The 17501-nt window shown below is 37.3% G+C and carries 15 protein-coding genes; 7 read left to right on the top strand and 8 right to left on the bottom strand.

All coding sequences use genetic code 11. The features are described from left to right. Nucleotides 1-8: 8 nt before the first annotated feature. Nucleotides 9-839: a polysaccharide deacetylase family protein gene (locus AC13EX_RS10485; protein WP_482892643.1), complete on the bottom strand. Its 831-nt coding sequence runs from the start codon at nt 837-839 to the stop codon at nt 9-11. A 3-nt stretch (nt 840-842) separates the two neighbouring features. Beyond that, on the bottom strand, nt 843-1319 hold the full coding sequence (locus tag AC13EX_RS10490; RefSeq protein WP_482892644.1) for a YehS family protein: 477 nt from the start codon (nt 1317-1319) through the stop codon (nt 843-845). Between the two features lie 119 nt (nt 1320-1438). On the opposite strand from AC13EX_RS10490, the gene AC13EX_RS10495 reads away from it, so the two are divergent. Beyond that, the gene (locus AC13EX_RS10495) at nt 1439-2233 is read left to right on the top strand and encodes an SDR family NAD(P)-dependent oxidoreductase (RefSeq protein WP_482892645.1); all 795 of its coding nucleotides are present in this window, start codon (nt 1439-1441) and stop codon (nt 2231-2233) included. On the opposite strand, the gene AC13EX_RS10500 is transcribed toward AC13EX_RS10495, so the two are convergent. The 4 genes from AC13EX_RS10500 to AC13EX_RS10515 form a co-directional block, all read right to left on the bottom strand. Further along, nucleotides 2230-3093, bottom strand: coding sequence for an SDR family NAD(P)-dependent oxidoreductase (locus tag AC13EX_RS10500; protein WP_482892646.1), 864 nt, complete (start codon nt 3091-3093; stop codon nt 2230-2232). The two genes, AC13EX_RS10495 and AC13EX_RS10500, sit on opposite strands and share 4 nt — an antisense overlap. A 111-nt stretch (nt 3094-3204) precedes the next feature. Further along, on the bottom strand, nt 3205-3621 hold the full coding sequence (locus AC13EX_RS10505) for a hypothetical protein (protein WP_482892647.1): 417 nt from the start codon (nt 3619-3621) through the stop codon (nt 3205-3207). Nucleotides 3622-3848: 227 nt separating this feature from the next. Then, nucleotides 3849-4448, bottom strand: a complete 600-nt coding sequence (locus AC13EX_RS10510; protein ID WP_482892648.1) for a hypothetical protein — start codon at nt 4446-4448, stop codon at nt 3849-3851. 348 nt (nt 4449-4796) lie between these two features. After that, nucleotides 4797-5207: a Fur family transcriptional regulator gene (locus tag AC13EX_RS10515; RefSeq protein ID WP_482892649.1), complete on the bottom strand. Its 411-nt coding sequence runs from the start codon at nt 5205-5207 to the stop codon at nt 4797-4799. Nucleotides 5208-5508: 301 nt separating this feature from the next. Between AC13EX_RS10515 and AC13EX_RS10520 the strand changes: the two genes are divergently transcribed. Together AC13EX_RS10520 and AC13EX_RS10525 are read left to right on the top strand one after the other, a co-directional pair. Continuing rightward, a complete protein-coding gene (locus tag AC13EX_RS10520) occupies nt 5509-6141 on the top strand; it encodes a pyridoxamine 5'-phosphate oxidase family protein (protein WP_048643526.1) in 633 nt (210 codons plus the stop codon). Nucleotides 6142-6204: 63 nt separating this feature from the next. Further along, nucleotides 6205-7212 (top strand): metallophosphoesterase family protein, encoded by a 1008-nt coding sequence (locus AC13EX_RS10525; protein WP_482892650.1) that lies wholly within the window; start codon nt 6205-6207, stop codon nt 7210-7212. Nucleotides 7213-7845: 633 nt separating this feature from the next. Here AC13EX_RS10525 and AC13EX_RS10530 read toward each other — a convergent pair. Further along, nucleotides 7846-10545 (bottom strand): DUF7133 domain-containing protein, encoded by a 2700-nt coding sequence (locus AC13EX_RS10530; protein WP_482892651.1) that lies wholly within the window; start codon nt 10543-10545, stop codon nt 7846-7848. A gap of 335 nt (nt 10546-10880) precedes the next feature. Here AC13EX_RS10530 and AC13EX_RS10535 point away from each other — a divergent pair, with 335 nt between their 5' ends. The 4 genes from AC13EX_RS10535 to AC13EX_RS10550 all read left to right on the top strand — a co-directional run bounded on the left by AC13EX_RS10535 (nt 10881) and on the right by AC13EX_RS10550 (nt 15967). Continuing rightward, nucleotides 10881-11957 (top strand): amidohydrolase family protein, encoded by a 1077-nt coding sequence (locus tag AC13EX_RS10535; protein WP_339717992.1) that lies wholly within the window; start codon nt 10881-10883, stop codon nt 11955-11957. A 223-nt stretch (nt 11958-12180) separates the two neighbouring features. Continuing rightward, on the top strand, nt 12181-13116 hold the full coding sequence (locus AC13EX_RS10540; protein ID WP_339717991.1) for a sterol desaturase family protein: 936 nt from the start codon (nt 12181-12183) through the stop codon (nt 13114-13116). A 177-nt stretch (nt 13117-13293) separates the two neighbouring features. Then, nucleotides 13294-14310: a (R,R)-butanediol dehydrogenase gene (locus AC13EX_RS10545; protein ID WP_048643531.1), complete on the top strand. Its 1017-nt coding sequence runs from the start codon at nt 13294-13296 to the stop codon at nt 14308-14310. 886 nt (nt 14311-15196) lie between these two features. Further along, entirely contained in the window at nt 15197-15967 is a 771-nt protein-coding gene (locus tag AC13EX_RS10550; protein ID WP_339717990.1) for an SDR family oxidoreductase, read from the top strand. A 228-nt stretch (nt 15968-16195) separates the two neighbouring features. On the opposite strand, the gene AC13EX_RS10555 is transcribed toward AC13EX_RS10550, so the two are convergent. Then, nucleotides 16196-17353: a DUF4221 family protein gene (locus AC13EX_RS10555; RefSeq protein WP_482892652.1), complete on the bottom strand. Its 1158-nt coding sequence runs from the start codon at nt 17351-17353 to the stop codon at nt 16196-16198. Between the last annotated feature and the right edge of the window lie 148 nt (nt 17354-17501).

Consider the following 17501-nt stretch of genomic DNA (forward strand, 5'->3'; position numbering starts at 1 on the left):
CTCCAATATTAATTTCTCAAGGCTTGTTCAATATCTATTTTCAGTTGATTTTTGGCCTCTCGAAAATCGATGTATCCGGCCAATTGTTCAAATGACATTACCTGATAGTTATTCTCAGTAAGGAAGTCCAAATACCTCAAAAACATTTCAGGTGGGGTATTTACCCAAGGATGCTCCAGATCAGGTACCCCATGAATAGTCAACACAACAATTTGCCCATCTTTTGCCTGGTTAAGGGCTTCCATAATTTCCGACTCATTATTTGAATCCGTCGCCCAACTTGGAATAAGATAAGGGTGATCTTTCAATGGGTCGTAAGCTCTTTTTCCTCCCGCTCGAGCCACTAAGTAATTTTTCTTACTTAGTGCTTTCAGGACCGTTTCACTCATAGAGTAGCCAGGATAAGCAAAGCTAATAGGCGCTTTTATCCCTAGGGAATCACATTTATCTTCTATATAGCTTATTTCTTGTAGGATTTCTTTCTCTGACAATTTCCCCACAGGAGCATGGTTGTGGGTATGGTTGGCCACTTCAAAACCCATTCTGTCTAACTGTTGCATTTGACGCCAATTCATGTACTTGGTACTGTCGGCAAAGTTAGGAGGGAATTCACACACGAAAAAGGTAGCTCCAAACCCTCTATCCTGTAGCAAGGGGGCTACATTGCAGTAATGACTGGCTACACCATCGTCAAAAGATAAAATAACTGTTTTGTCCGGGATCGGTTTTTTAATTATTTGAGCGAAACCTGGTAAGGACAACATTAGAATAAGCAACAATAAGCTTGTCCGGCAACAAAAGATTGCATTTGCAGTGAAAATTGACTTAAACTGCCTCATTGATTAATCCTTTTTATTTTGTTGTTCCCTAAACTTAAGTTGCAGGCCTTGAAGAAAATTACGTAAAACCTGATCTCTGCAAAGTCTATATTGAGCTTGTTCCGGTTTTCTGAAAAAAGCACTAATTTCATGCTTACTCATCTCTCTTCCTGCCAAAGATAAAATCTCCATGATATCCTCATTTTGGAGCTCAAGTGCAATTTTTATCTTTCGTATAATCTGATTGTTACTCAACCTGCTTTCAGGAACGGGCTGAGGACCTTCCTTTTTACCTCTTTTGTAAATGATCAAGCCGTTTAAAAATACAGCCAATTTAAAATCATTGATGGGTTTTGATTCCGGGTCATCATCTCTTTTAAGCCAGTCGCTTACCTCGGTTCGGGTTACTTCCAATTCTGCGAGACCAAAGATTTTAATCATTTGGTCATCACCAAAATCAAAAGTATACCTCAAACTTCTAATTACATCATTGTTTTGCATAGACCATAAAGGTAAACAATGACATTGAAAAAGGTTAAAAGTTTTAGGGACTAAAAGCGTTTTTATTTAGAAATCACTGATAAGAAGGATTATTTGCTAGGTTTTTTTAACTTAACCCAATGAAGGGAGAAAATTTCACATTGATTACTGGGGCCAGTATGGGCATAGGAAGGGCTTTTGCCATGGCTAGTGCTGCAAGAGGGTTTAATCTTATCCTAGTAGCTTTACCTGATGGGCAATTAGCCGAGGTCCAAACTGAAATCTTATCCAAGTGGAAAGTGAAAGTACTGACTTTCACCGTAGACCTTACACAGGAAGATGCTGTTAAAGCATTATTTGATTTTTGCATAGAAAAGCAACTTTCAATTGATGGATTGATTAACAATGCTGGTATAGGGACAGGAGGGAGGTTTGAAAATATAAGCTTGGAAAAACAGCTTCAAATCATTGATTTGAACAATAAGGTACTGATTAGGATGTGTCATTATTTTCTACCCTTACTCAAGCTAGAAGAGAAGGCCTATATTTTGAATATGAGCAGCATGGAAGCCAATTTACCTCTGCCTTATAAAGCCGTTTATACCGGCTCAAAAAACTTTGTATATGCTTATAGTCTTGCCTTGAGGGAGGAACTTAAAAGTGGGCCAGTTACTGTGTCAGTAGTTTGCCCTGGACCTGTTGTGACCAATGCAGAAGGTCTGCAACGCATGAAAGCCCATGGTAGTAGGGCGAAATTGGTAGTTTTGATGCCTGATGAAGTGGCTGAGATAGGTTTAAAAGGCTTACTGAAGGGCAAAACCATAATCATTCCAGGCAAAATCAATTGGGTATTGGTCAAGCTGTCTCGCCTTTTTCCAACCACCACCAAGATGCGGTTATTGGAACGTTTGTTTCGTGTATACAGTACACATTAAGTTATATTCTCAAAATAATCGTTTATCCCACATTGCTTACAACTCAATGCCCAAAGCCTGTCAGCATCAGGAATAGAAGCTGCTTTATTTGAAGTGGCTTTTGGTTTGCAATTGTCCCAGTATTTCCCAGAATCGCCTTTAACCGAATCTTCGGAGGCTAAAAAGATAGAGGTCGCTGCACCATTGGCAGGAGTTTTACCAGTCAGTCTTCTTAATTTCCACATCAGCCCATGAAAAGAAAAGGTATGTTTCAAGCCAATGTCTGTTTTCACTAAGCCAGGTTGTACTGCATAAATGGCTAATTTTTTTAAGGGTTTAATTCGATCAAAAGCCTTTGTAAACAATATATTGGCTAATTTTGATTGGGCATAAGCCCTCAGTCCATGGTAGTTGTTTGTTAAGTTGACATCCTCAAAATGAATTTTGCCGTGGAAATGCGAATCAGAGCTGACAGTAATAATCCTTGGGTCTTCTGCTTTTACGAGTAAGGGTAACAAAAGGTGAGTCAATAAAAATGGGGCAAGATGATTGATGGCCCATTGGCGTTCTATTCCATCTTCTGTCAACACCATGTCCGAATACCAAATGCCAGCATTGTTGATCAAGACATCCAATATTGGATATTTGCTAATAATATTCATAGCCAAAGTTCTTACTTCTGCCTGAGAACTTAAATCTGCAGTAGCATAATCCATACTGGCATCTGCCTGATTCTCCAGTATTCTATCCATGGCAGATATTGCTTTTTCCTTTGTTCTACAGACAAGAATCACTTTAAAACCTTTTGCACAAAGTGCTTTAGCTGTTTCAAATCCTATGCCTGCATTGGCACCTGTGATTAAGCAAATTTTATTTTTCATCTAAATTTTATTAAACAGGTAATTTTTCAATACCTATAACCAAGCATTAAGATATGATAATTTTACCCTTTGAAAACCAGTATGGCATACATGTTTGAATTAAGTTTAATTTCATTGACCTTTGTTTAGATTTTCTTTTGCTTCCTTAATTACAGGATAAAGATCGTATGTCGGGTAAAACTCCGTTGAGAAGGCACCCCACACACTTTGTTCTACAGCTATATTGAGATTACGTAGTTCACTAGCTGGAATTTTCAGGGTGACCACTTGTCCGATACCCATCATGACATACCAATTGATAACTCTTGCTGAAGCTGGAGGAAATTTTTCCAAAAATCCATTTTTGTTTCTGATCTCTCTTAACTCTTCAATGTTTTTATCTTGGTGGTGTTTCATCATGATGGTAATCATAATGCTATCTGATGGGGTAGAAAGGGTATCGGTTTGTCCCTGACTAAAACCCGGCATCAACAGCAAGAGCAAGCCCAGAAAGATAACCCATTTGAATTTTGTATTAAAGATTTCCATTTTTTGGTTTGCTAGAAATTAGGTCATATTGGCCAATTTAGTTAAATGCTATGGGAATACGAATTAAATTAATATGGAAATTGGTGCAAATTGATCCTTAAAAAGGCCATCAAAATGTTAACAATTGTCTTGGTATTACCGATTCATAGTAAACCACCCAAAATTGAACGGTTAATAGCTAATCCAATTTCAGAAGTAATGCCAATACTTATTAACATTAGCACTTTTTAAAAGTTCTTGTGGGATAATTCATATTTTAAAAATATCCCATCATACTTGATCGTTCCATAGTTCGATGATTCATATATGGTATCTACATTAAATGCATCCTCAATATGAAAAGTAATTTTATCGCAAATAAAAGATCCTGCATCGGTAATGACCGTCACATTTTTATCAATGACTTCATACTTCCCAACATCATTGTTGTTATTACCTTCCCAAGTGGTTCCTATGGCAGGGTCATTTTTCCTGAAAATATTATTTAAAGGGTCATCTGTAGCTGTATTCATTTGGGAGATATTTTCTCCACAGGAAAACCATATGTTTTCTATTGGTTCATCAATTAGATCTGAATCAATCAATACCTTGAACTTCCCCGGTTCCAATGGTTCTGCTATTGTTACAGTCATCTCGGCATCGGCCATGAAAAATGATTCCAGTCGGTAGGTCCATTGATTTCCCTCTTCCATATAAGGGAAATTCTCACTTCCCCCACAAGTTTCTTCTTCAGGCTCATTATCATCTGAAATACAAGATAGGTTAAGGCTTGAAGTTAAAATAATTGCCAAAAACGGCATTCCAATAATGGTACTTTTGAAACGCATAAGTAAAAGTTATTAGTTAAAAATAGTCTTATATAATCCAATATTAAAGATTTAATTTTCAATATTTATCGCCGGTTATAAAAAACAATGAAATAAGTTTTAAAACTATAGTCCATAGCCGTTAATGTTTTGGCCTAATGCGATTAGGTCTAAGTTTCAGTGTGAAGTTTTTTCTAATTTAAAATTCTCTGCAGAGATCATTAAAAAAGCATCAATATGACTTCTAGTCAGATTAATTAAATAAGGGTCAATAACTGTTCTATTTTATTTTCCAAATAATTAAAAGGTAAGATTATTGAATCTTTACTTTAATTTCAGAAGAGTTAGATACCATTAAGGAGAAATTGGTCAAGAACATATATTACAAAGGCCTTGATAAACCATACTAACACTTAATGCCTTAAAACCGGCCGGAATACTGGCCGCAGGGATTTTGGATTGTGTGAGGCAAAAAGTCTCATTGCATTTGATGCAATGGAAATGCGTATGTTGATCTTTAGGCTCGCATGCACAACCTTCTTCACAAAGGGCGTATTTTACAGCTCCGGTACCATCTTCTATGCTGTGAATTAATTTTTTCTTTTCAAAAGTTTTGAGTGTTCGGTACAAGGTGGCTTTGTCTGCCCGGTCAAACTTACTTTCAAGGTCATTCAAACTTACTGCAACCGTGGATTCCACCAATTTCTTTAAAACCAAAAGCCTCATGGTCGTTGGTTTAATGCTTTTCTCTTCAAGTTTTACCTCTAATTCATTTTCCATAGTTTCCTTTGGTTATTTTGACCTAAATAAGCCAAGCATTTTAATAAAATTCCTTCTCAGGTAAAATAGTTCCAGCCATACAGTTAAAAACTGTCCATTAAGGATTGAATTTAGCAAGGACTTTTCTAAATCCAATTGAAAAAAGCCTTCACTAAAATAGCTGCTTTACCAATCTTAATTTCCTTCCCTATTTATTAATGAATTATTATTAAATTAAAGCTTTAAAACCGATAAGAGGAGGCGCCTATAGAGGCTTCTTTAAAAAAACCTATTCATTGCACTACTAATAAAATATTAACCCATGAAAGTTGAGTTTAAAAATCAGATAAATACTTTAGAAGAATTGAGAGAAATTCTTGGTTTCCCCAGAGAGTTAGTGCAAAAAAAGTCAATTAATTTTATTGACGGGCATTGCAAGAATTTTATCGCCAAATCTCCAATGTTGTTTCTAAGTACAGCCAATAAAGATGGGAGCTGTGATGTTTCTCCCAGAGGTGACCCTGCAGGTTTTGTGGATGTGCTAAACGAGCAATACCTAGTTCTACCTGAAAGACCTGGGAATAAGCGATGTGATTCTATGGTGAATATTCTTTCTAACCCTCATATTGGGTTAATATTTATCATTCCGGGGCTCAAAGAAACCTTGCGGATAAATGGTAAAGCCATCTTAAGTCGAGACAAAGATTTACTTGAAAAATACCAGATTAATGGGAAATGTCCTGAAGTAGGGATTATTGTAGAAGTAGAGGAGTGTTATATTCACTGTGCAAAAGCTTTTTTAAGATCTAAATTATGGGAACCTGAGACATGGCTGGAAAAGGAACAATTACCAGTTGTGGCTAAAGTCTTGGCAGACCATATTAACAGTGAAAATTTTTCATCCGAAGAAATAGCATCTGTTTTAAGTGAAAGTTATTTAAAAAGATTGTATTAAGAGGAATACCCTATAATTTTAACTTTAGAATTGAATTTTTAAACTGACAATTTATCCTAATTAATGAAGCGTAGAAAATTTATAAATAAAATAGGAACAGGTTCATTACTTGCCTCCCTGCCATTTACTTCATTGTCTTTTAAAGCCAATGCTGAAAGTAAGAAGAATACCCAAACATTGCGTTTTGGTTTGGTGGCCGATGTTCATAAAGATTTGATCCCAGACGCCAATGAGCGATTGGAGGAGTTTATTGACAAGTCCATCTCAAGAGAGGTGGACATGGTAATACAATTGGGTGACTTTTGTATGGGGGAGGATAAAAACAAGGATTTTATGGGTATCTGGGAAACTTTCAAAGGGCCTAAATACCATGTGCTTGGTAACCATGATATGGATCGGAATTCAAAGCAGGAAATGTTGGATTTTTGGGGTATGCCAAAGACTTATTATTCTTATGACCTAAAGGGAGTCCATTTTATTACCCTAGATGCTAATTTTTTGTTTCAAGATGGGAAATATATTGATTATCATAAAGCCAATTTTTACGTGGATAGTGCACTAAGAACTTACATTGATGACGAGCAGATTGAATGGTTTAAAGCAGACCTTGCTGCCACAAAATTACCGACTATTGTACTTTCACACCAAAGTCTTTGGCACCATCAATGGGGAGTGAAAAATAGACTGAGAATTCAGGAGATAATGGAAGCTGAGGCAGATAAAGTCATTTGTTGTTTTAACGGTCACAATCACATCGATTTTCATAGGCACCTCAATGGCATAGATTATATTGAAATTAACAGTATGTCTTATCAGTGGATAGGAGAAAAATATACCAGTTTGGAGAGGTTTCCTAAAGCCCAATACGAAAGGTACCCAAACTTGCCACATATTGCTGCTTATAAAGATCCTCTATATGCTTTTGTGACAGTTGACCCAGTTGGTACGCTAACCGTGGAAGGTGTAAGAAGTCAATGGATCAAGCCCACACCTTATGAATTGGGAATGCCAGAAGGACAGTACGGAAGTGTATCTACTGCAGTAATATCGGACTATATGGTTAAGTTTTAACTTGAAATAGGCAATCAAATTTATATTACCTGTTGCGATTAATTCTTTGAATAATGATCTATTTGGGCTGATAATAGTTAGAGAATCTTAATTAATAATCCCATCTAACCCTTTTATTCAATACAGAAATTCTTATAAATTAATGGAAGATTAATCATTCCGATTATTAAACCCGGATTATGTAATAGAATTTCTCCGCCCTGACATTGTCAGGGGTGAAGCCTGTCCCGTGTTTACGGGAAGTGTTGCAATCGCAAGACAATCAGGCTGTTTGGAGATTTTAGCATAGCACCGCTATGGTGAAATTGAAAACAGCAACGATTGGGTATTTTAAAGCGATTTCAGCACGTAATAGAATGTCTATTGCATATTTCGGGTTAAAGCCCCAAGGGGGCGAAATAACATAGCCAAGGGTGTCAGCCCTTGGTAAAAAAATGATGAGCACTATATGATTTTGGCGGTATTGTTGCTTTTATTCTGCAACAATGCTGACAAAATCTTAAGATTTAAAAGTTAATGGCGGGGTCTTCGCATTCGGATATAACGACCCGTAAAAAAGGCAATCGTTTTTAGGTTAATTAAATGGTGACAAATCAGAGCCGAAAGCGCCTTGATTTGCCACCATTGTATTTTTTATCTTGCGTAGATATTTAATTTGCGCATGTTCCAAGGCTTTTCGCCTTCTTCCAAGCTTTCAATTTTCAGAAATTTGGCTTCGGTATTATTGTCCCAACTTACAGTGTTTGCTCCTTGGTTGCCTTTAGCCTGAGCTACTTCAATCCATTGTTTACCATCTAAGGAAACCATAACTTTGAATTTCCCAAGATTCATCTCATCCCTGGATTCAAAAGACAATTCCGTTAGTGCCGCCGCCTTTGGCAATTCAACCTGAAACCAACTGCCATTTTTTAGGTTTCCATCAGTTTTCCAGCCTTTAAAACCAAAGACATAAGATGGATCTCTTGTAGAACCTACACCTTGTAAAGAGGTACTGCTTGCTGTTACCTTCCAGTTGTCTTGAGGGGAAAGTACTTTTGGTACTTCAGCTAACAAGGCATCGTATTGGTAATTTCCATCCTTTTGTTCGGTATCTTTTCGAATTTTTGCTACATAGTCTGCTGATACAAAGCTTCCTGAATTACCAAAATCATTTCTAATATAAGAGGCTACGGCAGCGATATACTGGTCATCATTGCTACTCATGGCAATCATTACCCCCTCGTATTCCTTGCCTTCTATTGCTCCGGTAAGTCCGTGTAAAAGTGTTTTTACAATGTATTCAGGATGACCTTGAACACGTGGTGAACCAGAGAATGCTGGTGCAATCAATTGACCACCGGCAGCTCCGGTAGGTGTTCCAAGTCCTTTTACACCGTGACAGGTTGCACAGTAGCTGTCAAAAATTGTTTTCCCCTGATTAAATAAAACCAGTTCCGCCGGAGTGTATTGGGTTTCGGCCAATTTTTTTTCTTCTGCGATATTTTCCAATAACTGTTTAGTGACCACTTGAACACCTTTGGCTTGGTTGGAGCGCTGAATTGCTTTGAGGGTCTCTTCAATTCCACTTACTTTTAATACATAGGCACTCTGAAGCGCTTGAATGACTACGGAAGGTTCAGCATCCAAAGTCATTTCTTTGTAGGACTTTTCAAGGCTTTTTTCTCCGTATTTGTATAGGGTTTCACTGGCTCGTAGTCCTTGAATCCTGATATTTACACTCTTATCTCCCAAGAAAGACAATACGAGGTCCTTTTTAAGTAGGCCTAAACCCTCCAAAGTCCATAATGCATGGATTCTAGCTAGTTCATTGCTGGAACTTTTGGCCATTTTCACCAAATTAGCTTCAACAGAGTGGTCTTGTCTCAGAATTAAGAGTTGTTGTGCCTTGTCTCTCCACCATCCATTGGGATGTTCCAGGTGCTTGACAAGTTCAGCAGCACTTTCTTCAAACATTTTGGGCTTGTTTTTGTCTCTAGACATTCCCTCATAGGTAACTCGCCAGATTCTTCCATTCTCTATGACATCGTCCATTTGGTACTGAAGGATTTTTGTACGCAAATAACTGCCGTCTTGGGTCCAGTTTCCTTCTTGAATAATTCCACGGTACATGTCCACGATATACATGGTGCCATCAGGGGCGGTAGCCATATCTGTTGGTCTGAAAAATGGATCAGTAGATTGAATGAATTCTGATTCGATGTCCAAGTATTGGTTTTGAATAGAGGTGATTCCTTCTTTTTTATCCGAATATACCTGTCTTACTATTCTACCTACAGGTTCACCATAGAAATACTGATTAACCAATTCTTTTGGCAATCTGTCACCTCTGAAAACATCATTTCCAGCAGCACCGGTTACATTATTCAGTGATCCGTCAGGTTTTGTTTCCCTCATTCCAGGTTCAAAATCTGCTAGCCTAACCAAACTGAAAGGAAGTCTAAAATCTTTTTGGAACTCCTCTTTAACATTAAAATTTCCATAAACAATGGGAAAGTTAAAGTTTCGGGGTACTCCACCGGCACCATCTTGAAACCAAACCTGTCCATAATTGTCTTGAGTCACTCCCCATTGTCCATAAGGATTTCCAGTTGGTTCCTGAATTACCCCATCAGGAGTCCATCTAATTCTTTTCGAATTGTAGGTGCTGTACATCCAATTGTCCATGGCCCAGGTAAGGAAACTGGTTTGGTGTTCCACATTTCCTGATCTACCAAGGCCAGAAGCAAACAATTCCTTTTTATCTGCTTTGCCATCATTGTCCGTATCGGTATATTTATAAACCTCATCTTCATTGGACTCCATAGATAGAATTGTACCCGGTCCAAATGGAACAACAAATCTCGGGAAAACCAAGCTGTCTAAAAATACAACGCCTTCTTCATAAATGCCATCGTTGTCTTTGTCTTCCCATCTGGAAATACGACTTGTAGGTAATAATTCTCCAACTGCATCAATGTCTTGCATGTAACTTCTTAACTCTAGCACATACATTCTTCCATTGCCATCAAATTGTATGGCTGCAGGCTCTTTGATTTGTGGCTCGGTAAGAATCGGTGTCATGGAGTAACCAGGCTGGAGAACAAAGGTCTTTTGTTCTTCGCTGGCGGACAATGGAACTAAAGGCGGTAAAGGACTAAGGTCTATGCCTTTCCATCTTGGAGAAGTTAGATCGGCAGATTCGGGAATGGGAACTTCAGGATAGGGGGCTTGCATTCTACTTGGATCAAGCCTTTCTGTCGGAGAGATGTCGGTATAAGGTTTTTCCTGTTTACAACTGAAAAGAAAAACCAAAGCGACACTTAGACTATAAAATGATTTTACTGAAAAGTGCATTAAAATTTAATTTACTACACCTTGTTATTAAGGTGTAAAGGTTCTGGTGATATGGTCTTGTTATTTAAGATCTATTGTTTCTAAATAAAATTAGAGGGACAAAGTATACTATTTTTTTAAATATATAGAGGATTAAAAAATAATTTTTTTATCGTTTTTTTCTTACTGGTAATAATTTCCTTTAAATTATGCCAAAATAAGCTGGTGTCCCAAAATGATACTCGTACCGGAATTTGACATGGTTTCTTCGAGTTAAAACATTAAACTATTGTAAATGAGTAGACAATAGTCGGTTTTTCCAGTATTTATCCCTAATCAATCTTAGTTCTATTTTAATGAAAAAATACCTATCTGTTATTATCGCGCTTACAATTTTTGTCTCTTGTACTGAAGACAATGCGTATTACTCCATGGAAGATTATACTAGGGTCAAAAAGACAGATGTTCACATCCATATAATGTCAGACAGGCCTTATTTCGTGGAAAAGGCCAAGGCTGATAATTTTCATTTGGTGAATGTCGCTTTGGAGATTAATAAGGGTTGGGATGATGTTTATATCAAGTACAATTATGGAAAGATTCAACAGGAGCAAAACCCTGAAACTGTCGATTTGGTAACTTCTTTTGCCGTCTCTGATTTTGATGATCCTGTTTGGGAAGAAAAAGTAATTTCCTGGTTGGACAGCTGCTTTGATGAAGGAGCTGTAGGGGTTAAGGTTTGGAAGAATATTGGTATGGTATCAAGGGATACTACAGGAAATTTAATTGCGATCGACGATGCAAGGTTTGATCCTATTATAGCCCATATTCAGAAAAGGGGTAAAACCTTAATGGGACATCTTGGAGAACCTAAAAATTGCTGGTTACCTTTTGACGAAATGACGACCAATAATGATAGAAGTTATTTTAAAAAACATCCGGAATATCATATGTACCTGCATCCTGAAATGCCTTCCCATGAGGATATTGTGGCCAGTCGTGATAGAATGTTAGAAAAGCATCCTGACCTTAGATTTTTAGGAGCACATATGGGAAGTTTGGAGTATAGCGTTGACGAATTGGCTGAAAGGTTTGAGAAGTTTCCAAATATGGCTATTGGGCTTGCAGCAAGAATGGGGCAAGTTTTTTACCAAACGGTTGAGGATAGAGAAAAAGTCAGAGACTTCTTTATTAAGTACCAAGACAGGATATTGTATGCAACTGATTTGGCTGATAATGATAATATGAGCAAAGAAGACTTGGAGGCCAATATGGAGAGTGCCTGGAAAAGGGATTGGGAATATTTTGTAACAGACAACGTCATGGAGAGTGATTTAATCAATTCATCCTTTCAGGGAATTAAATTGCCAAAGCAAGTTGTGGATAAGATATTTTATAAAAATGCCAATACCTGGTTTGCCATGAATCCTTAAAAGTTGATTTGGATTTAATTTCATGTATTTTAGAATCCTATTTACTATTTTAAAAACCAAATTTAACAAATACAGAACCCAAATGATGGTTATGGCTTGACTTATTAATCAAAATAATAAGGCCAATCATAAACCAATAACCTAGATTATCTTATTATAACAAATGGAGTTTTTTAACAATTTATTCAGTGAAATAACCGGGTTTTTAGGCATAAACCGATTAATGGAAATCTTAAGTTCTGGGGATTATGCAGCATTTAAAACCTATGATGGCATCACCTCATTGATTTTTCCAATCATTCCCTTGTTGGTTTTACTAGAACTGATTTTAAGTTTTGTTTACAAAAAACCACAAACCAAGGTTTATAAGGTCAATTTCTTGATTTATGTTTTTAATCGGATTGTGGGTAGATTTATCGCCATTGCCATGGTGGTTTTACTCATAGGCTTGTTAGAACCCTATGCGCTTTTCCATGCAGAACTTACCTGGTACTGGTTTATTTATGGCTATATAGTTTGGGAGTTTGCGCATTTTCTGTACCATTATTGGGGGCACAAAGTCCGTTTGTTTTGGTGCCTGCATTCTACCCATCATGCACCTGAGAACATGAACCTTTCTGTTACTTATGCGCATTTCTTTCTGGAAGCGCCTTATGCTGACACCATTCGTACCGCAGTGTGTATACTAATGGGCGTTCCTCCTGAAATGTTGTTTGTGATTATGTTTATTGATGGTACTTATGGTGCCTTTATTCATGTCGGAGAAAATTTAATGAAGGACGGGAGAATGGGTTTTCTCAATAAGGTCATACTTACACCTTCCCACCACAGGGTGCATCATGCCAAAAACCCCTTATACATGGATACGAATTTCTGTAATTTATTGCTTATTTGGGACAAAATATTTGGCACTTTTCAGGATGAGGACGATAAAATTGAAATAGAATATGGGATTACCAGAAAAATGGATTCAGGTAATTTTGTTGATGTTTACTTTGGAGAATTTATAGCTCTTTATAGGGATGTAATCCATGCCCCAGGACTGAAGAATAAACTTTTATATATCGTCAAACCTCCCGGATGGCATCATTCTGGTGAATACCAAACTGCAAAACAAATAAGAAGGGATTTTATCGAAAACAATAATTTAAAAAAATAGTTTTTACATGAAATGCCAGTTGATTTTACCATGAAAAGATCTCTTTAATTTTTGCACTTAAGGATCATCTAAAATTCGAATACTGGTTTTTACTGCATTTTATCTACGAATTGAAGCTATAGCGGACAATTCAATATTAGTCTCTTAACCTAATCATAACTTAAAACCTATACAATTTTGAAAGCAACAGTTTATAACGGCAATGGCTCCTTTTCTGTAATCGATAAAACAACGGAAGATCCAGCTCCTGATGAAGTCCGCATTAAGGTGGCTTATACAGGTGTTTGCGGAACAGACGTACACATTTACCATGGCATGATGGACAAGCGGGTAGCTATACCCCAAACCATCGGGCACGAAATGTCAGGAACCATAGATGGGGTTGGCGAAAATGTCAATGATTACTCAATTGGTGAAAAAGTAGTGGTTAGGCCTTTGGATGATCGCTTGGTCAAAGCTTCAGACAAAGGATACAACCATATTTGTGCAGGCCTTAAATTTATTGGTATTGATAGTCCGGGATCCATGCAGCAATATTGGAATGTTCCGGCTTTTGTTTTACATAAATTAAAGCCTGAAACAGACTTGAAATTGGCAGCATTGATAGAGCCTCTATCTGTAGCTGTTCACGATGTTAAAATGAGTGGTCTGGTGCCCGGAGAAACAGCTGTAGTGCTAGGTGGCGGACCAATAGGTTTATTGGTGGCTTTGGTCGCTAAGAATGCCGGCGCCAATGTAATCATCTCTGAGGTCAATGAAACCAGAATAAAAAAAGCTGCTGAGTTTGGCCTGCAGGCCGTTAATCCAACCAAAACGGATATTGTTGAATTGGTGCGGGAGCAAACAGAAGGCCGACTGGCGGATGTGGTTTTTGAGGTAGCTGGAGTGCAGCCTGCCCTGGATATAATGACCGATCTGGCTGGAATTCGAGGGAGAATTGTAATGGTCGCCATCCATGGGGAAAAAAAACCCGTAGATCTGTTCAAGTTCTTTTGGAAGGAATTGAAGCTTATAGGGGCAAGAGTTTATGAAAAAGAGGATTATGAAAAAGCCATTGCACTGATCACTGCCAACGAACTTCCTTTTGAAAAAATGATCACCGATGTACAGCCTTTGAGCAATATTCAGCAGGTTTTTGAGTCCATAGATAAAAATCCTTCAGGCCTAAAAGTATTAATGGATTGCCAGCTATAAAACGAAATAAAAACCTATGAATACATTCCGTCTGACTATTTCTATTTACAGGGACATTGTATCCGGTTAATATAATTTGAAGGTTTAAATCACTGGTTATTGATATTTCTTCCTGTTCATTTTTGTCCACTGATCCGCTTCGATACTCAGGGCAGGCCCTGAGGGAATTGTAAATCAGGGCAGGCTATGATACAAAAACGAACCAAAAAGATCAAGGCTGTATGTAAATCTTAACGCAAAAATGAATTACTCCCTGGCTAAACAAAAAAAAACTCCGCCGAAAAAGCGTCAAACAATTTTTTTGTTCTTCACGCCATTGAGTAATCCATTTTACTAATTTCCATAAGGCCGAGGAAAAAATAGAAATTGAGATAGATCCAAGTTTTCTTCTTAAGTTACTTTTTGTCGGGGTCCTATTAATGTAGCTTACTAGCCCTAGGAACAAGTATATGGTCAATAGCCATGGGTTTTAACCAATAGACAGAAGTATGAAATAACAACATTATTTATTACTGTGGTTGTGGATTATTTCATTAATCCTCACCAAGCCCCAATGGGGCTCAATATCATAGCCAAGGGTGAAAGCCTTTGGAGTAAAGGATTAAGCACACCTTGATTTTGGCGGTATTGTTGCTTTTTTCTGCAACAATACTGACAAAATCACAACGTCTATTTATTACTGGGGTCGAGAATTATTTCATTTGACCTCACCAAGCCCCACCAGGGCGCAATATCATAGCCAAGGGTGAAAGCCCTTGGAATAAAAGATTAAGCACACCTTGATTTTGGCGGCATTGTTGCTGTTTTTCTGCAACAATACTGACAAAATCATTACGAAATTACCTGTATCGAGGTATTAAAAATTTTAACATTTAAACAATTTGAAATGTCAGTATTGAATTCTTTCAGTTTAGAAGGTAAAACAGCTTTGGTAACCGGTTGCAAGAGAGGCATAGGTAAGGCCATGGCCATAGGCTTGGCCGAAGCAGGAGCCAATATCATAGGTGTAAGTGCCAGCCTTGAAACATCAGGCAGTGCAGTAGAACAAGAAGTAAAAGCATTGGGAAAAACCTTTAAAGGTTATGCCTGTGACTTTAGTGATAGAAAAGCTTTGTATGGCTTTATCGATGCCGTTAAACAAGATTTTCCGGTAATAGACATCCTTATCAATAATGCAGGAACCATTCTCAGAAAACCGGCTGCTGAGCATCCTGATGAAATGTGGGACAAAGTCATCGAAGTAAACCAAAATGCCCAGTTTATTCTTACCAGGGAAATCGGTAAGGACATGGTGAGTCGGGGAGCAGGTAAAATTGTTTTTACAGCCTCCTTATTGACTTTTCAGGGAGGCATTACCGTGCCTGGCTATGCCGCAAGCAAGGGTGCAATAGGACAGATGACCATGGCTTTTGCCAATGAATGGGCAAGCAAAGGGGTAAATGTTAACGCCATTGCTCCTGGTTATATTGAAACAGACAATACAGAAGCACTTCGCAATGACCCGGAAAGATCAGCTAGTATTCTTGGAAGGATACCTGCGGGCCGTTGGGGCAAGCCGGAAGACTTTGCAGGGCCTACCGTATTCCTATGCTCTGAGGCTGCATCTTATATGCATGGTACCACTATGTTGGTAGATGGCGGCTGGATGGGCAGGTAGTGAATTGGTTGCCCTTTCCAGTTTGTATTTAGGTAGGTGAAGGCTTGTTTTTTTAACAGGTTCTAGCCTACCTCTTTAGTTTTTAGGGGAACTTGAGAAACCTATTGGCTTCTATAAACTAAATCGGGGTTTTAACCTTTGAAATGGGAAAGTTTAGCTTAGGTTTTAGGGGTAATGATGCCTTTTTGCGTAATAATATTGATATTATTTTAATCTTAGCTCTTTTGTTTACCTCTCTTCTTTTAGGTTTGGTTTTATTCTTAAAAAACCAAGTTCATCGGCTATATTTACCTTTAGCCATAGCATTCCTTCCCTTATAAAGGGTTTGGACAATGTTTTTAGTGAATATGGTAAGATTGCTTCTCCGATTAGTTCAAAGTTTTTATTATAGATAGAAAAAAACATCTCCCGATGGGCGGTGTCGATTACGTTTGATTCGGAAACTATTTTTTTTCCATAAGTTAATTGATAAGAAAGCCGGTAATATTTTTCATTGATGTTGTCCCAGACGGGTGGAGAAAAGCTGATTTCTTCATACATTTTTTTATAATCGAGCATCAATTCTTCTATTGAGTTATATTCACCCGGAAAATCACCTAACTTTTCATTGGCCGTAAGCTTATGGTTGTTTTTAATTGTAATAATTGAATCGGTAGCAGGATCATATAAAGTAATTTCGTTCGAAATATCTGTCGAAACAATAAGTTTACCTCTTGCTGAAGACAGATAAAGTGCAGGACTAGTTATAGGGTCCTTTGAAAGAGTTGGAACTTTAAAAGTATATTTTGGAATTTTACCTTTTGAGTCTATCTCATATTTTTTTATTTCCTTTTTATGGAAATCCAATTTGCGAAGATTAAAGGTTTTGTCTTTCCAATTGTTAACCAAAGCGTATATTATCCCTGGCTGTTCTAAGCTAATGACGCCCTTTTTAATGTATTCGAAATCATTTAATTCATCACCTTTAAGATCTGTAGAATATAAATTGTGGTTTCCAGTTCTAGTCCCATCTAGGTGAAATTGCCCGGAAATATTATCGTTAGCCAATTGGACAATATTTTCGTCTATCATTTTTAAATAAAATATTCTATCAACCGTACCGTTAGGGCCTTCCTTATCGAAGGGGAGCATTTCATCTAACTTCAATTCCTCCAAATCAATTTTTTCTAAGCTGTGATTGTAGGAGTTGAAGTTGTAATAATATTTCTTGTCAGGAGAGAGGGCAAAATCAACGGTTTGAAGGTCTAAAATTTCTTTTCCTGAGTCCACCATTACAGTATCAATAGCAAAGGTCAGTTGATATGCTTTGTCTTCATCTATTTTTTGGTTGCATGAATAAAGGAATAAAAGAATAAAATATCTGTATAAAATTTTTGCATCGATCATATTAGAGAAAAATTACTTGAATAAACTAATATACATTAGAGGTATTTACATTCAATGTTAATAATAGTTAAATATAAAATAGAATAAATAATCAGTAATATTTAAGTAAGGAATTACCTTTATTAGTTTAAATAATAAAGTGTGAGAA

It is taken from the genome of Cyclobacterium sp. L-R, from assembly GCF_056859355.1.

Excerpts from the sequence above, each read along its gene's own strand:
- AC13EX_RS10495 (WP_482892645.1), top strand. The coding sequence starts at position 1,439 with ATGAAGGGAGAAAATTTCACATTGATTACTGGGGCCAGTATGGGCATA.
- AC13EX_RS10540 (WP_339717991.1), top strand. The coding sequence starts at position 12,181 with ATGGAAATCTTAAGTTCTGGGGATTATGCAGCATTTAAAACCTATGAT.
- AC13EX_RS10485 (WP_482892643.1), bottom strand. The coding sequence starts at position 839 with ATGAGGCAGTTTAAGTCAATTTTCACTGCAAATGCAATCTTTTGTTGC.
- AC13EX_RS10510 (WP_482892648.1), bottom strand. The coding sequence starts at position 4,448 with ATGCGTTTCAAAAGTACCATTATTGGAATGCCGTTTTTGGCAATTATT.
- AC13EX_RS10535 (WP_339717992.1), top strand. The coding sequence starts at position 10,881 with ATGAAAAAATACCTATCTGTTATTATCGCGCTTACAATTTTTGTCTCT.
- AC13EX_RS10525 (WP_482892650.1), top strand. The coding sequence starts at position 6,205 with ATGAAGCGTAGAAAATTTATAAATAAAATAGGAACAGGTTCATTACTT.
- AC13EX_RS10550 (WP_339717990.1), top strand. The coding sequence starts at position 15,197 with ATGTCAGTATTGAATTCTTTCAGTTTAGAAGGTAAAACAGCTTTGGTA.
- AC13EX_RS10520 (WP_048643526.1), top strand. The coding sequence starts at position 5,509 with ATGAAAGTTGAGTTTAAAAATCAGATAAATACTTTAGAAGAATTGAGA.
- AC13EX_RS10505 (WP_482892647.1), bottom strand. The coding sequence starts at position 3,621 with ATGGAAATCTTTAATACAAAATTCAAATGGGTTATCTTTCTGGGCTTG.
- AC13EX_RS10555 (WP_482892652.1), bottom strand. The coding sequence starts at position 17,353 with ATGATCGATGCAAAAATTTTATACAGATATTTTATTCTTTTATTCCTT.
- AC13EX_RS10500 (WP_482892646.1), bottom strand. The coding sequence starts at position 3,093 with ATGAAAAATAAAATTTGCTTAATCACAGGTGCCAATGCAGGCATAGGA.
- AC13EX_RS10490 (WP_482892644.1), bottom strand. The coding sequence starts at position 1,319 with ATGCAAAACAATGATGTAATTAGAAGTTTGAGGTATACTTTTGATTTT.
- AC13EX_RS10515 (WP_482892649.1), bottom strand. The coding sequence starts at position 5,207 with ATGGAAAATGAATTAGAGGTAAAACTTGAAGAGAAAAGCATTAAACCA.
- AC13EX_RS10530 (WP_482892651.1), bottom strand. The coding sequence starts at position 10,545 with ATGCACTTTTCAGTAAAATCATTTTATAGTCTAAGTGTCGCTTTGGTT.